14 protein-coding genes are annotated in these 14,132 nt (G+C 60.9%); 7 read left to right on the top strand and 7 right to left on the bottom strand.

Annotated features, from left to right (window positions below; all coding sequences use genetic code 11):
- Positions 1-4: 4 nt before the first annotated feature.
- Positions 5-475 carry a tRNA (adenosine(37)-N6)-threonylcarbamoyltransferase complex ATPase subunit type 1 TsaE gene (gene tsaE, locus AB4O35_RS08560; RefSeq protein ID WP_065874365.1) on the bottom strand — a complete coding sequence of 157 codons (471 nt, stop codon included), beginning with the start codon at positions 473-475 and terminating at the stop codon, positions 5-7.
- Positions 463-1,323: an NAD(P)H-hydrate dehydratase gene (locus AB4O35_RS08555; RefSeq protein ID WP_065909685.1), complete on the bottom strand. Its 861-nt coding sequence runs from the start codon at positions 1,321-1,323 to the stop codon at positions 463-465. Before AB4O35_RS08555 ends, tsaE begins: the two co-directional genes overlap by 13 nt.
- Before the next feature lie 63 nt (positions 1,324-1,386).
- Here AB4O35_RS08555 and queG point away from each other — a divergent pair, with 63 nt between their 5' ends.
- Complete coding sequence (queG, locus tag AB4O35_RS08550) at positions 1,387-2,451, top strand: tRNA epoxyqueuosine(34) reductase QueG (protein WP_065909687.1); 1,065 nt, start codon at positions 1,387-1,389, stop codon at positions 2,449-2,451.
- On the opposite strand, the gene AB4O35_RS08545 is transcribed toward queG, so the two are convergent.
- Positions 2,448-3,065: a trimeric intracellular cation channel family protein gene (locus AB4O35_RS08545; RefSeq protein WP_175403002.1), complete on the bottom strand. Its 618-nt coding sequence runs from the start codon at positions 3,063-3,065 to the stop codon at positions 2,448-2,450. The genes queG and AB4O35_RS08545 overlap by 4 nt on opposite strands.
- Positions 3,066-3,225: 160 nt before the next feature.
- Complete coding sequence (orn, locus tag AB4O35_RS08540) at positions 3,226-3,768, bottom strand: oligoribonuclease (protein WP_003171343.1); 543 nt, start codon at positions 3,766-3,768, stop codon at positions 3,226-3,228.
- A 109-nt stretch (positions 3,769-3,877) separates the two neighbouring features.
- Here orn and rsgA point away from each other — a divergent pair, with 109 nt between their 5' ends.
- Both rsgA and AB4O35_RS08530 read left to right on the top strand, forming a co-directional pair.
- Positions 3,878-4,909 (top strand): small ribosomal subunit biogenesis GTPase RsgA, encoded by a 1,032-nt coding sequence (gene rsgA, locus AB4O35_RS08535; RefSeq protein WP_049710308.1) that lies wholly within the window; start codon positions 3,878-3,880, stop codon positions 4,907-4,909.
- A 319-nt stretch (positions 4,910-5,228) separates the two neighbouring features.
- Positions 5,229-5,519 (top strand): type II toxin-antitoxin system PemK/MazF family toxin, encoded by a 291-nt coding sequence (locus AB4O35_RS08530; RefSeq protein WP_225930691.1) that lies wholly within the window; start codon positions 5,229-5,231, stop codon positions 5,517-5,519.
- 133 nt (positions 5,520-5,652) lie between these two features.
- Here the strand turns inward: AB4O35_RS08530 and motB are convergent, their stop codons facing one another.
- Positions 5,653-6,672 carry a flagellar motor protein MotB gene (motB, locus tag AB4O35_RS08525; RefSeq protein ID WP_065945543.1) on the bottom strand — a complete coding sequence of 340 codons (1,020 nt, stop codon included), beginning with the start codon at positions 6,670-6,672 and terminating at the stop codon, positions 5,653-5,655.
- A gap of 3 nt (positions 6,673-6,675) precedes the next feature.
- Entirely contained in the window at positions 6,676-7,527 is an 852-nt protein-coding gene (gene motA / locus AB4O35_RS08520; RefSeq protein WP_049710310.1) for a flagellar motor stator protein MotA, read from the bottom strand.
- 166 nt (positions 7,528-7,693) lie between these two features.
- Between motA and AB4O35_RS08515 the strand changes: the two genes are divergently transcribed.
- The 3 genes from AB4O35_RS08515 to asd are packed head-to-tail and all read left to right on the top strand — an operon-like array spanning position 7,694 to position 10,978.
- Entirely contained in the window at positions 7,694-9,229 is a 1,536-nt protein-coding gene (locus AB4O35_RS08515; RefSeq protein WP_065874381.1) for an HDOD domain-containing protein, read from the top strand.
- A 57-nt stretch (positions 9,230-9,286) separates the two neighbouring features.
- Complete coding sequence (locus tag AB4O35_RS08510; protein WP_065945544.1) at positions 9,287-10,102, top strand: rhodanese-like domain-containing protein; 816 nt, start codon at positions 9,287-9,289, stop codon at positions 10,100-10,102.
- A gap of 15 nt (positions 10,103-10,117) precedes the next feature.
- Positions 10,118-10,978: an archaetidylserine decarboxylase gene (gene asd / locus AB4O35_RS08505; RefSeq protein WP_065889104.1), complete on the top strand. Its 861-nt coding sequence runs from the start codon at positions 10,118-10,120 to the stop codon at positions 10,976-10,978.
- A 122-nt stretch (positions 10,979-11,100) separates the two neighbouring features.
- Here the strand turns inward: asd and serB are convergent, their stop codons facing one another.
- On the bottom strand, positions 11,101-12,315 hold the full coding sequence (gene serB / locus AB4O35_RS08500) for a phosphoserine phosphatase SerB (protein ID WP_065945545.1): 1,215 nt from the start codon (positions 12,313-12,315) through the stop codon (positions 11,101-11,103).
- 133 nt (positions 12,316-12,448) lie between these two features.
- On the opposite strand from serB, the gene AB4O35_RS08495 reads away from it, so the two are divergent.
- Positions 12,449-13,951 (top strand): AhpA/YtjB family protein, encoded by a 1,503-nt coding sequence (locus tag AB4O35_RS08495; protein ID WP_049710314.1) that lies wholly within the window; start codon positions 12,449-12,451, stop codon positions 13,949-13,951.
- Positions 13,952-14,132: the final 181 nt, after the last annotated feature.

The following is a 14,132-nucleotide window of genomic DNA, read 5'->3' as shown; positions in this document are numbered from 1 at the left end:
CCAATTATTTGAATTCCAATGCCAAAGCCGCACACCAAGACTGGCCGCGCGCGCTCTGGGGCAACAACTTCAACTGACGTCCGTGCTCATGCGGCGTAATGGTAATGGTCAGGTCCGGCTTTGGCAAAAAGCCTGTGCCTTTATCTGGCCACTCGATCAGGCACAACGCATCTTCATCGAAGTAATCACGGATGCCCATGTACTCCAGCTCTTCGGGGTCAACCAGGCGATAGAGGTCGAAGTGGAAGGCGCGTACCGTACCGATCTCATAGGGTTCGACCAGGGTGAACGTCGGGCTCTTCACCGCCCCCGCATGGCCCAAACCGCGAATGATCCCCCGCGACAACGTGGTCTTGCCCGCCCCCAAATCACCTTCGAGGAAGATCAGCCCGGCCCCGGCCGTGACCTGGGCGATGCGCTGACCGAAGGCAACCATGGCGTCTTCATCGGCCAGGAAAAGAATTACTTCAGGCACGGCGACTGTTCCTCCAACAATTGACGAATGGCGGGTATTAGATCGCTCGCAGCCAACCCTCGTCCAAAAGTACCCTGACGATCCCCCGCCGTGGCGTGCAACCACACGGCCAGGCAGCTTGCTTCATAGGCGTGCATGCCCTGGGCCAGCAGCGCGCCCACCAGGCCGGCCAATACATCACCAAGCCCTGCCGTTGCCATCGCCGGGTGGCCCTGGTCACATCGCGAAACACGTCCGTCCGGGCTGGCGATCAAACTGCCAGCACCCTTGAGGATAGTCACCGCGTTGAATGTCTGGCTCAACGCGCGCGCCACCTTAAGGCGATCGGCCTGAACCTCGGCTGTCGAAATGCCCAACAAGCGCGCGGCCTCCCCTGGATGCGGGGTGATCACGCAGTTGGCCGGCAGGGCCACGCTGCCGTTCGCGAGTTGATTCAAGGCGTCGGCGTCCCAGACCTGCGGCTGTTTAGCGTTGGCGGCAACAGAAAGCAGGCTTTTGCCCCAGGAGGCGTCACCGAGCCCTGGCCCGATCACGATGACCGAGATCTTTTCCAGCAGGCCCATCAATTGATTCGCCGAGCTGACCCCCACGGTCATGACTTCCGGCAAACGCGCCAACGCAGCAGGCACGTGCTCCAGGCGCGTTGCCAGGGACACCATGCCGGCGCCACTGCGCAAGGCACTTTCGGCGCTCAACAGCGCAGCACCGCCAAAGCCGCGGTCACCGCCAATGACCAGCAGGTGGCCGAACTGGCCTTTATGGGCATCCGGGGAACGCGCAGCCAGTTGCGGCAAATGGCCGGGCAACAGGGTCTGTACGTCGGTTATTGTGTGTTTTGTCTGCGGCATGCGTCTTCAAGCTCCGATGTCTGGCAGAATTATACCTATCTAACCTGTGGTTTCCCGTGTCTCATGCCTGCCATTACCTCCGATCTGCCCGCCCTCGCCCAATCGATCAAAGACTGGGGCCGCGAGCTGGGCTTTCAACAAGTCGGCATCAGCGGCCTGGACCTGGCCGAGCATGAGCAGCACCTGCAACGCTGGCTCGACGCGGGCTACCACGGCGAGATGGAATACATGGGCGCCCACGGCAGCAAACGCTCCCACCCCGACGAGTTGGTGCCGGGCACATTGCGCGTCGTCTCGCTGCGCATGGATTACCTGCCAGGCGACACGCAGATGGCTCAACTGCTGGCCCAGCCGGAAAAAGCCTACATCTCGCGCTACGCCCTGGGCCGCGACTACCACAAACTGATCCGCAAGCGCGTGCAGCAATTGGCTGACCGCATCCAGGCGCAGATCGGCCCCTTCGGTTTCCGTGCCTTTGTCGACAGCGCGCCGGTGCTGGAAAAAGCCATCGCCGAGCAAGCTGGGCTGGGCTGGATCGGCAAAAACACCCTCGTGCTCAATCGCAAGGCCGGCAGCTACTTCTTCCTGAGTGAGCTGTTTGTCGACCTGCCGCTACCGGTTGACGCCCCTCACAGCACCGAACACTGCGGGCGCTGCACCGCGTGCCTGGACATCTGCCCCACCAACGCCTTTGTCGGCCCCTACGTGCTGGATGCGCGGCGTTGTATTTCCTACCTGACCATCGAGCTCAAAAGCGCCATTCCTGAAGACTTGCGCCCATTGATAGGCAACCGAGTGTTCGGCTGCGATGACTGTCAGATCGTTTGCCCATGGAATCGTTTCGCCCGCGCCACCGCAGAAAGCGATTTCAAGCCACGCCACAACCTGGATAACGCAGAACTGGCCGAGCTGTTTATGTGGGACGAGGATAAATTCCTCAGCAGCACCGAAGGCTCGCCGCTACGTCGCGCCGGGTATGAGCGCTGGCTGCGCAACCTCGCCGTGGGCCTGGGCAACGCGCCGTCGAGCATTCCGGTACTGGAAGCCCTGAAGGCGCGGCGGGACTACCCGTCGGAGCTGGTGCGCGAACATGTGGAATGGGCGCTGAACCAGCACGCCACCCGCTAGTGCACGTCGTCGTTGTAGACGAACTTGGGCATTTCCCAATGGAAACGGATCGCCAGCAGGCGCAATAGAAAGCCGCTGAACAGGGTCAGGAGTATTGCCTGTTCACTGGGCAGTTCCAGATAAAGGCACAGCAGGTAAAACCAGGCGGCGAGGAACGACACGCTGGCATACAGCTCGCGGCGGAAAATCAACGGAATGTCGTTGCAGAAGATGTCCCGCAGGATGCCGCCGAACACGCCGGTGATCACGCCGCTGACCGAGGCGACCAGCATGCCGTGGCCCATTTCCAGGGCGGTCATACAGCCGATCAGCGTGAAAGCCACCAGGCCCACGGCGTCCAGCGCCAGGAACAGCGAGCGCAGGCGGCGCATCAGCGGCGCAATAAAGATCGTCACCAGTGCTGCGATGGAGGTCAGCACCAAGTATTCCGGGTGCTTGACCCAGGTCAGCGGGTAATGCCCGAGCAGCACGTCACGCACCGAACCGCCACCCAACGCCGTCACACAAGCGATCAGCACCACGCCGAACCAATCCATGCCACGCCGTCCGGCCGACAGCGCCCCGGTCATGGCTTCGGCGGTGATGGCGATGAGGTAGAGCATCAGCAGCATGATGGCGATCCTTGCGATTTTGTAGTGAGCGGGCTTGCCCCGCGCTGGGGTGCGTAGCAGCCCCCAAAAGCCGGCGATGATATCCGTTTGTAGATGCGTGTTGGCTAAATTAGGGCTGCTTCGCAGCCCAGCGCGGGACAAGCCCGCTCACTACAGGGCCAGGTCAGGCTTTGATGAAATGCTTACGGTAATGCTGCAACTCTGCAATCGACTCGCGAATATCATCCAGCGCCAAGTGGGTGCTGCCTTTATGGAAGCTGTCTTTGACTTCCGGCGCCCAGCGCGCAGCCAGCTCTTTAAGCGTCGACACATCCAGGTTGCGGTAGTGGAAGTAACTCTCCAGCCCCTTCATGTGCGTATAGAGGAAGCGACGATCCTGGCAAATGCTGTTACCGCAGATCGGCGACTTGCCCTTGGGCACCCATTTTTCCAGGAAGGCGATGGTTTCGGCTTCGGCTTCGGCCATGCTGATGCGGCTGTCGCGCACGCGCTGGGTCAGGCCGGAGTTACCGTGGGTGCGGGTGTTCCACTCGTCCATGGTGGCCAATACGGCATCGCTGTGGTGGATGGCGATCACCGGACCTTCAGCCAAGGTGTTGAGGTTGCTGTCGGTGACAATCGTGGCCATCTCGATGATGACGTCGGTGTCGGGGTTCAGACCGGTCATTTCCAGATCGATCCAAATCAGGTTCTGTGGGTTTTGCATGGCTTGATTCTCTTGGCACCTTGGCGTAGCTGCGCAGTTTAGCAGGCAGCGCCGTGCTAGACTCGCGACCGTTTCACCTAAACCTTTGCATTATCGACACGGAACACCAATGGCCAAACGCCAGCTCAATCGTCGCCAAAACTGGCGCATCGAAAAGATTCAAGGTGAACGCGCCGCGCGCGCCGCCAAACGTGAATCCTCCGCCGTAGAAGCGCTCGAGGGCGGCGACCTGGGGCCCGAACAGACGGGCCTGGTGATCGCGCACTTCGGTGTGCAGGTCGAAGTCGAGGCGCTGGAAGGCGAACTCGCCGGCTCGGTCTCCCGTTGCCACCTGCGCGCCAACCTGCCGGCGCTGGTCACCGGCGACAAAGTGGTCTGGCGTGCCGGCAACCAGGGCATCGGCGTAATCGTCGCCCAGTTGCCGCGCAACACCGAACTGCGCCGCCCCGACAGCCGTGGTCAACTCAAGCCGGTAGCGGCCAACGTCGACATGATCGTGATCGTATTCGCGCCGTTGCCTGAGCCGCATGCCAACCTGATCGACCGCTATCTGGTAGCAGCCGAACATGCCGGCATTCGCCCATTGTTGCTGCTGAACAAATTCGACCTGATCGACGAGCAGAATGCCCCGGCGCTGAATGCGCTGCTGGCGGTCTACCGCACGCTGGGTTACCCGGTACTGGAAGTCTCGGCGCATCACGGTAACGGCATGGAACAGCTGCAGCAGCAGTTGGACGGGCACATCAGCGTGTTTGTCGGGCAGTCGGGCGTGGGTAAATCCTCGCTGGTCAACAGCCTGCTGCCGGAAGTCGACACCCGCGTGGGCCCGCTGTCGGAACTGTCCGGCCAGGGCACCCACACCACCACCACCGCGCGGTTGTTCCACTTCCCCGGCGGCGGTGAGCTGATCGACTCCCCAGGCATCCGTGAATTCGGCCTCGGCCACGTCAGCCGCAGCGATGTGGAAGCGGGCTTCATCGAATTCAACGACCTAATCGGCACCTGCCGCTTCCGCGACTGCAAACACGACCGCGAGCCTGGCTGTGCATTGCTCAAGGCGCTGGAAGATGGCCGCGTGCAGCAGCAGCGGATGAACAGCTATCGGTCTATTATTGCGAGTTTGCCGGAGAGCAGTTACTAAGTTGCCCTTTTTTGATACAGATAAATGGCACTACGAAGCGCCCTAGTCCATTGATTTAACGGGCGCCGGCATCAAGAATTCGGCTCAACTGGGTAGCTCATCGACGCAAGCCAGCTTGAATCCGAAAATCCTGATGCTCATAATTGCTCCGTCACCAGCGCAAGCTGGCAGGAGTCTGGATCCTTTTCGGGGTTGATCCAGCGGCGCAGAAGGGGCGAAGCAAGCTCCACTGCGCGTCGAATGAAGCCGCCTTCGGGCGGCTTTGCTTTTTGTGGGGCATTAACGATTGGCTCTCTACTATCACCCCAAACAAGGCGATGTGCTCCTCTGCGACTTCACGCGAGGCTTTGTCGCTCCCGAAATGCTCAAAATCCGCAAAGTCGTAGTGATATCCCCTACAGCTACGCACAATCGCAAACTCTGTACCGTGGTGCCGACCTCCTCTACCGCTCCCGAGATACAGCACGACTGGCACCATTTGCTACGCACCAATCCGCTTCAATCCGACGGCTACAAGGAGCTGTGGGTGAAGTGCGACATGATTTACACCGTCAGCTTCGAGCGCCTCGACAAGCTCCATAGAAAAACTCGGTCCAAAGGGCGAGAGTAATTCGTACCACGCTTGTGCACTGACGATATGCGAGGAGTGATCAGCGGCGTCAAAGCCTATCTCCCGCTCTAACCAGAAATGAAAACGCCCCGATGAGTCGGGGCGTTTTCATTGGAGATGTGCCGCTAATTTCCTATGACCCCGCACGAGGCACCGTAGGATCTTTCACCCCACCATCATCAAACAAATTCAGCTTCTGACGCAGCTCATGCGCCGGCAACGGCTCCTGCCCTGGCGGAATGGCGTTCGGGTCGGCCGGTACTTCACCTGGCGCACCTGCGCCTGGGGTGGGTTGCGGCGCCGGCGGCTGATCACCTTCAATCGCACGCTGGGCCTTTTTGGTCAGCACCACGATATCGATACGGCGGTTGGACGGGTTGAACGGGTCTTGATGATCAAACAGCTGCGAGGAGGCAAAACCCACCACGCGCGCCACTTGCGGGTCCGGGTAGCTGCCGGCCACCAGCGCGCGGCGTGCCGCGTTGGCGCGATTGGCCGAGAGTTCCCAGTTGCCGAAGTCGCCCTGGCCCGCGTACGGTTTGGCGTCGGTGTGGCCGCTGATGCTGATTTTGTTCGGCACTGCCTTGATGGTGTCAGCCATGGCCAGCAGGATGTCTTCAAAGTACGGCTTCAAGCGCGCACTGCCGGAGTCGAACATCGGCCGGTTGGCCGCGTCGGTGATCTGGATGCGCAGACCTTCAGGCGTGATTTCGAACGAAATCTGATCCTTGAATTTCAGCAGCTGCGGGTTTTCCTCAACCTTGGTCTGCAACTCTTGCAGCAACAGCTCAAGGCGTTCTTGCTCGACCTGCTCAGCCATGGATTCGACAGTGTCGCGCTCGATCGGGATTTTTTCCTGCGGCGCTTCGGTCTTGACCTCTGGGTTAATAGTGCGCTCAGGCGCCAACTGCGGCGAACCGCCCAGGTCGATCACGAAGGGCGTGCCACTTTCCGAGAAACCAATGGGGTCTTTGAAGTAGCCGGCGATGGCAATCTTCTGTTCCGGCGTGGCGGTAGACATCAGCCACAGCACCAGGAAGAACGCCATCATCGCCGTCGCAAAGTCGGCGAAGGCGATTTTCCAGGCGCCACCATGGTGCCCCGCAGCGAAGCGCTTGACGCGCTTGATGATTATCGGCTGGTTGTTTTCCATGGCTTAGCGACCGCGAACCGCTTGTTCCAGCTCGGCGAAGCTTGGGCGATGTTTCGGGTACAGCACCTTGCGACCGAACTCCACCGCCAGCGAGGGCGGCATGCCGGAAGCGGAGGCTACCAGGCTGGCTTTGATCGATTCGTACAGGTTGATTTCTTCCTTGGCGTCATGGGCCAGCGAGGTGGCCAGCGGACCGAAGAAACCGTAGGCCGCGAGGATACCGAAGAAGGTACCTACCAGCGCCGCACCCACGTGCATACCGATGGCTGCCTGGTCGCCTTCGCCCAGGGAGGCCATGGTCACAACAATACCGAGTACCGCCGCGACGATACCAAAACCCGGCATGCCGTCGGCGATGCCGGTCACGGCGTGGGACGGGTGCTCCAGCTCTTCTTTCAGGCTGAACAATTCCATGTCGAACAGGCCTTCCAACTCATGGGGGGCCATGTTGCCGGAGGACATGATGCGCAGGTAGTCACAGATGTAGGCGGTCATGCGCTCATCTTTGAGCACGGCCGGGTACTTGGCGAAAATCGGACTGGCCGAGGCGTCTTCGATGTCGGCCTCGATGGCCATCATGCCTTCGCGGCGGCTCTTGTTGAGGATCTCGTAGACCAGCCCCAGTACCTCCAGGTAGAAGGTGTGGGTGAAGCGCGAACCAAACATGCCCAGGGATTTCTTGACCACGTGCATGGTCATGTAGCCAGGGTTCGCCTGCAAGAATGCGCCGAACGCCGCACCACCGATGATCAGCACTTCGAAGGGCTGGACCAGCGCAGCAATTTTACCGTGGGACAGGACGTAGCCACCGAGCACACTTGCGATGACGACGATGATGCCGATAATTTTAGCCATAGGAGATGAGTACTTGCGCCGTCGGGTTCATGGACATATTGGGGGGAACTGAAAACTCTTGTTCCTCTTATCGGCAAAACTGCGCCAGACTATAGCCCGTTAAGGCGAAAAGCCAGTTCGGCCCGCTCCGGGCGTGTTGACCGCAAGTGATGATCGCGCCCCAATCATGGCTAATGAAACGACAGTCCCAACTGCAAAACCTACTTCTCTCGCCGCTTGGATCAAGCGCCTGGACGATGTGCTGCTGCCTGTTCCCCAGGCCAGCCACGACCGCGTGTGCAAAGGCATCCGCGACAGCCGCAGCTCATTACGAGATATTGCCGAGCTGATGCAAGACAGCCCGGCCCTCGTGCTCAGCGTGATGCGCGAAGCCAACAGCCACACCCATGGCAGCCTGGCGGAACCGGCGGAAAACCTCGAAGTAGCGCTCAACCGCCTGGGCCTCAAGCGCGCCGAGGAACTGTTGGCGCGCCTGCCTTCGGTGCCCGCCAGCGAGATTCCCGTGGCGCTGCGCCAACTGTTGTTGATAAGTCAGCACGCTTCGCAGCAAGCCAATGGCCTGTTCGGCAGCCGGCTGGCACGACTGTGGCAGGACATTCACTGGGGCAGCCTGCTGTTTCTGTCGCCGCTGTGGCCGATGGCGGTCGCCTACCCCAAGCTTCTGGAAGAATGGGAGCTGCGGGTTATCCATAAAGGCCAATCAGCCCGCCAGGTCGAGCAGGAATTGTTCGGCATACGCCTGCTCGACCTGTGCGTCGGCCTGACCGAAGCCTGGCACCTGCCGATTTGGGTCTCCCAGGGCTACAAGCTGCTGTTGAGCGAACGGCGCTTGCTGGTCAAGGCGCTGCATATCGCCCGCGAAGATGACCCGCTGCGCCATCAGCAATTGCTCGACGCCGAACCCAACCTGCGCCGCTGGCTGAACCAGCCGGCCAATACCGTGTTGCTGGCCAACGGCCTGGCGATGTCGGCGCAAGAGTCCTGGACCTGCCCGCACACCGAACGCTGGCAGCTCCTCACTGCGCTTTACCTGCAGCAGCCCCTGAGCGAGATACAGCAACACGTCCACCAACAAGCCGTGACCAGCGCCCGCACCACGCTGATGCCCGACCTCTGGCACCCGGCGCTGTCACTGATCTGGCCCTGGCACGTGCAGAAGATTCATCGCGGCCTGCTGCCGGCACCGCCGCCTACCGCCGAGTCGCTGGCCGTGTGGCGTAAACGGTGCACAGAACTGCTGGTAGAACCGAGCCGCTTTGCCAACGCGATGCACCTGACCACCTGCGCCAAGGAGGCCCTGGTGGCCAGCGGCATGCAACGGGTCATGCTGCTGATGACCGACCGCGCCCAAAGCACTTTGCGCGTGCATCAGGTTGACGGCCTACCAAAGGACGCCACCAACCTGAGCCTGGACGTGGTTAACAGCACGCTGCTGCAGCGCCTGCTGGAAAAATCCGCCCAGGTGCGTCTCAACCCTGAAAACCACGCCCAGTTCTCGGCCTTGCTGCCACCGATCCTGCGCCGCCTGTTTACCGGTGAACACCTGCTGCTGCGCTCCTTGAGCTGCAATGGCAAGGTGGTGATGCTGATGGTGGCCGACCAGGGCGGCGGACCGTTCTCGGAAACCACCGTGCAGGCCTTCGGCAAAACCGCCCAATGCATCGAGAAAGCCCTGCACTGCTTTACCAACCGCAGCGCCTGATGCTTGCGCTACAATCGCCCTCTTTTATCGCCAACATTTGTGACCAGGAGACCTCACATGCCTGACTTCTCTGGCTTGCCGCTGGTGATCGAACCCAGCGACCTGCTCGGTCAACTGGATGCCGAACACCTGATTCTGGTGGACCTCACCAGTGCCACCCGCTACGCCGAAGGGCATATCCCCGGCGCGCATTTCGTTGACCCCAAGCGCACCCAATTGGGCCAGGCGCCGGCACCCGGCCTGCTGCCCAACAAGGCGGACCTGGAGAAGTTGTTCGGCGAACTGGGCCACACCCCGGACGCGACCTACGTGGTCTACGACGACGAAGGCGGCGGCTGGGCCGGGCGGTTCATCTGGATGCTCGACGTGATCGGCCATCAGAAATACCACTACCTGGATGGTGGCCTGCTGGCCTGGCTGGAAGAGGAACGCCCGGTCTCCACCGACGTACCCGCCCCCGTCGGCGGTCCGGTCAGCCTGACGCTGCACGAAGGCCCCACCGCCACCCGTGAATACCTGCAAAGCCGCCTGGGTGCTGCCGACCTGGGCATCTGGGACGCACGCGGCCCGCTGGAATATTCCGGTGAAAAAGTCCTCGCCGCCAAAGGCGGGCACATTCCCGGTGCCGTGAACTTTGAATGGACCGCTGGCATGGACCCGGCACGCAACCTGCGTATCCGCCGCGACATGCCGCAGATCCTCGAAGGCCTCGGACTGACCAAAGATAAAGAAATCATCACCCACTGCCAGACTCACCACCGCTCTGGCTTCACCTACCTGGTGGCCAAGGCGCTCGGTTATCCGCGAGTCAAAGGTTATGCCGGTTCCTGGGGCGAATGGGGCAACCACCCCGACACCCCCGTCGAGATTTAAGGTTTAAGGACAGTTATGAAAAAGCAGTTGTTTATCCTCAGCCAGTACTTGCTGCCACACCACTTGCTGTCGCGCCTGGCCGGCTGCATCGCCGAGTGCCGCGTGCGCTGGTTCAAGAATGCCTTCACCACCTGGTTCGCCAAGCGCTATCAAGTGGACATGTCCCAGGCGCTGGTTGAAGACGTGACCGCCTACGAGCACTTCAACGCCTTCTTCACCCGCGCGCTGAAAGACGGCGCCCGCCCACTGGATCAAACCCCAGGCGCGGTGTTGAGCCCAGCCGATGGCGCAGTCAGCCAGCTCGGCCCGATCGAACATGGCCGCGTGTTCCAGGCCAAGGGCCACAGCTTCAGCGTGCTGGAATTGCTGGGCGGCGATGCCGCTGTAGCGGCGCCGTTCATGGGCGGCGATTTCGCCACCATCTACCTGTCGCCAAAGGACTACCACCGGGTGCATATGCCACTGGCCGGCACCCTGCGCGAGATGGTCTACGTGCCAGGCCGCATCTTCTCGGTCAACCAGACCACCGCCGAAAACGTGCCGGAACTGTTTGCGCGTAACGAGCGTGTTGTATGCCTGTTCGACACCGAACGCGGCCCGATGGCCGTGGTATTGGTGGGCGCGATGATCGTGGCGTCGATCGAAACCGTATGGGCCGGCTTGGTGACGCCGCCGAAGCGTGAACTGAAAACCGTCCGTTATGACGAAGCGGCGCGCGCGCCGATCTATCTGGAAAAAGGCGCTGAATTGGGTCGCTTCAAGTTGGGTTCTACGGCGATCGTGCTGTTTGGGCCGGATCAGGTGACGTGGGCGCAAGAGCTGGTGGCAGGTACGCCTGTGCAGATGGGCCAAGGCATCGCTTTACCTAAAGCCTGACACAAATCCAAATGTGGGAGCGGGCTTGCTCGCGAAAGCGGTGGTTCAGTCAATGATGTGTCGACTGATACCCCGCATTCGCGAGCAAGCCCGCTCCCACATTTTTTACCGCATTTATTCAGTTACAGCTGACCGTCGCGATCGCGGAAGCCCAGCAGATACAACACCCCATCCAACCCCAAGGTCGAAATCGCCTGCTTCGCCGACTGCTTCACCAACGGCTTGGCGCGAAACGCCACACCCAACCCGGCAATCGCCAGCATCGGCAAGTCATTCGCCCCGTCGCCGACCGCAATGGTCTGCTCCAGACGCAAACCTTCCTTGTGAGCCAGCTCCTTCAGCAGATCTGCCTTGCGCTGTGCATCGACAATCGGCTCCACGGCCACGCCAGTCACCTTGCCATCCACCACTTCAAGCTCGTTGGCGAACACATAGTCGATGCCCAGTTTGGCCTGCAATTGCTTGGCGAAGTAAGTGAAGCCACCCGACAGGATTGCGGTCTTGTAGCCCAGGCGCTTGAGTTCAGCGAACAGGGTTTCTGCGCCTTCGGTCAGGCGCAGGGACGCACCGATGGAGTCCAGCACGCTGACGTCCAGGCCTTTGAGCAGCGCCAAGCGCTCCTTGAAGCTGGCGCGGAAGTCGAGTTCACCGGCCATGGCGCGTTCGGTAATTTCCGACACCTGCTCGCCGACGCCAGCAGCCTTGGCCAACTCGTCGATAACTTCGGCTTCGATCAGCGTGGAATCCATGTCGAACACCGCCAGGCGACGGTTGCGGCGGAACAATGAGTCTTCCTGGAAAGCGATATCCACGTTCAGTTCCTGCGCCACGCTGAGGAACTCGGCGCGCAGAGCTTGAGGGTCGGCTGGCTCACCGCGCACGGAGAACTCGATGCAGCCCTTGCCCTTGTCAGCGGGAGTGTCCAGCGGCATGCGACCCGACAAACGGTCGATATGGTCGATATTCAAACCATACTGCGCGGTGATCGAGCTGACACGCTGCAATTGCTCAGCGGTGACCTTGCGGGTCAACAGGGTCACGATGTGGCGTTTTTTGCCCTGGCCGGCCACCCATTGCTGGTAATCAGCTTCGGACACGGGGGTGAAACGCACCTGTTGATCCAGCTTGTACGCCGTAAACAGGATGTCCTTGAGTACCGATGACGCCTGTTCAGTGCTCGGGATCTCAACCAGAATGCCGAACGACAAGGTGTCGTGGATCACCGCTTGGCCGATGTCGAGAATGTTCACACCACCCTGGGCCAGCACACCGGTAATGGCTGCGGTCAGACCTGGGCGGTCTTCCCCCATGATGTTAATCAGGACAATTTCGCGCAAGGCGCACCCCCAGGCTGGAAAAAAACCGCATTCTACCCACTTTCAGTGACCATCGGGCACAGCCAGCGCTTTGCCGGTCCTAGGGCTGTCGCTATACTGCGCGTCAACTTCACGGACCAAGAGCCGAGCGCAAGTGAACCGGCCCACGCCAGTAAAAACCGATAACTTCTTCCTGCTGATCTTCCGGGCACTGCGCCACCGCCGTGTACCGATCGCATTACGCATCGCCAGCCATAACGTGATCCTGGTCGCCCTGGCCCTGGTGATCTACGCCTGCGTGATGGGTTTGCAGTTCAAACAGGCCATGCACGAGCAAGCCGACGCCCTGGGCGAGAGCCTGACCACCCAGACCGCCACCTCGGCGACTGAGCTGCTGGTGTCCAACGACATCCTCAGCCTCAACGTGCTGCTCAACAACCTGACCAAAAACCCGCTGGTGGCCCATGCGGCCATCTATAGCGTGGACAACCGGATCATGGCCGAAGCCGGGCAGCGCCCGAAAAACGGCCTGCTGGGTGAAGCCGAAGGGCTCTACCAGAGCAATATCACGTTTCAGGATGTAAAGGCCGGCCAACTGCGCATCAGCCTGGACATGCAGCAATTCCAGCAGCCGATGACCATCAGCCTGCAAAGCATGGGCATCCTCAGCGCGATCCTGCTGGCCTTGGCCCTAGCGTTGAGCTTGCGCCTGGGCCGGCACATCTCTACACCGCTGATGCAACTGCGCATCTGGCTGCGGGACATCGATGAAAACACCCCGGCCACTGACCGCCAGGATGAAATCGGCGACCTGGCCCGCCAACTGCACGCCAGCTTTGCCCCGGAACCGGTAGTGCGTGAGGTTGAACCTGAGCCTGAGTTCGACGATACGGACTACGACGACGAGCCCGAATTTGAAGTGCAAGATGCTCCGGTAGCGGGCTTGAAGCCTGCCACACGCCGCGCGTTCAAAGCCGAAGAAGACGAGCTGGACGACGAAGACCCGTTTGCCGACCTGCGCGACACCTCGGCAAGCGCCCCGGCCATCGCGCCAAAACCGGCACCGGTCAAGAGCACCGAACCCCAGTACAGCGCCGTACTGGCTGTGCAACTGGGTGCGCAGGACCAATTGCGTCGCCTGCCCCGTGCGCGCCTGACCGAATTGCTGGAACGCTACCGTGACTGCCTCGACCAGGCCGCTTCGCTGTACCAGAGCGAACTGCACACCCTGAACGATGGCAGCACGCTGATGTTGTTCCACAGCGAAGACAGCGGCGAGGACTACCTGACCAACGCTATCTGCTGCGGTGAACTGTTGCGTGCCCTGGGCCACGCCCTGCAAATCGAAGTGGCTGACAGCGGCATTACCCTGCAATTGCAACTGGGCCTGACCGTAGGCGACGACCTGTTCGGCATGAGCCAGATCGACCTGTTGCTGACGGAGATCGCCCAGGACGCCTTGGCCTTGTCGCAACACAGCCGCAATTTGCTGCTGGTGGAGCGCAAGATCAGCGAAGACACGCTGATCCGCCAACGCGCACGTATCCGCCCGATTGCCAGCCCAGAGGGCGCCAGCTGCGTGGAACGTTTGATGGAGCCGTATCCGTCGATGCTGGAGCGGCAGTTGGCGCGGATGCACGAGACCCGCAAGCCATAAGCAACACGACACAATCCCTGTGGGAGCGGCTTGTGTGGGAGCGGGCTTGCTCGCGAAGGCGGTATTCCAGCTGAAGCATTCGCTGACTGACACACTGCATTCGAGAGCAACCCCGCTCCCACATTTTGAGTCGCGCACAAACAAAAAGGCCCGCTGAGTCAGCGGGCCTTTTTGTTTGTGC

This window comes from Pseudomonas sp. H1_A03 (assembly GCF_054685145.1).
Note: the sequence above shows the minus strand (reverse complement) of the source record. Positions and strands in the feature narration are given on the sequence as shown.

Coding starts and splice junctions, on each gene's coding strand:
- asd (WP_065889104.1), top strand. CDS start 10,118: ATGAAAAAGCAGTTGTTTATCCTCAGCCAGTACTTGCTGCCACACCAC.
- AB4O35_RS08555 (WP_065909685.1), bottom strand. CDS start 1,323: ATGCCGCAGACAAAACACACAATAACCGACGTACAGACCCTGTTGCCC.
- queG (WP_065909687.1), top strand. CDS start 1,387: ATGCCTGCCATTACCTCCGATCTGCCCGCCCTCGCCCAATCGATCAAA.
- AB4O35_RS08515 (WP_065874381.1), top strand. CDS start 7,694: ATGGCTAATGAAACGACAGTCCCAACTGCAAAACCTACTTCTCTCGCC.
- AB4O35_RS08510 (WP_065945544.1), top strand. CDS start 9,287: ATGCCTGACTTCTCTGGCTTGCCGCTGGTGATCGAACCCAGCGACCTG.
- rsgA (WP_049710308.1), top strand. CDS start 3,878: ATGGCCAAACGCCAGCTCAATCGTCGCCAAAACTGGCGCATCGAAAAG.
- orn (WP_003171343.1), bottom strand. CDS start 3,768: ATGCAAAACCCACAGAACCTGATTTGGATCGATCTGGAAATGACCGGT.
- motA (WP_049710310.1), bottom strand. CDS start 7,527: ATGGCTAAAATTATCGGCATCATCGTCGTCATCGCAAGTGTGCTCGGT.
- motB (WP_065945543.1), bottom strand. CDS start 6,672: ATGGAAAACAACCAGCCGATAATCATCAAGCGCGTCAAGCGCTTCGCT.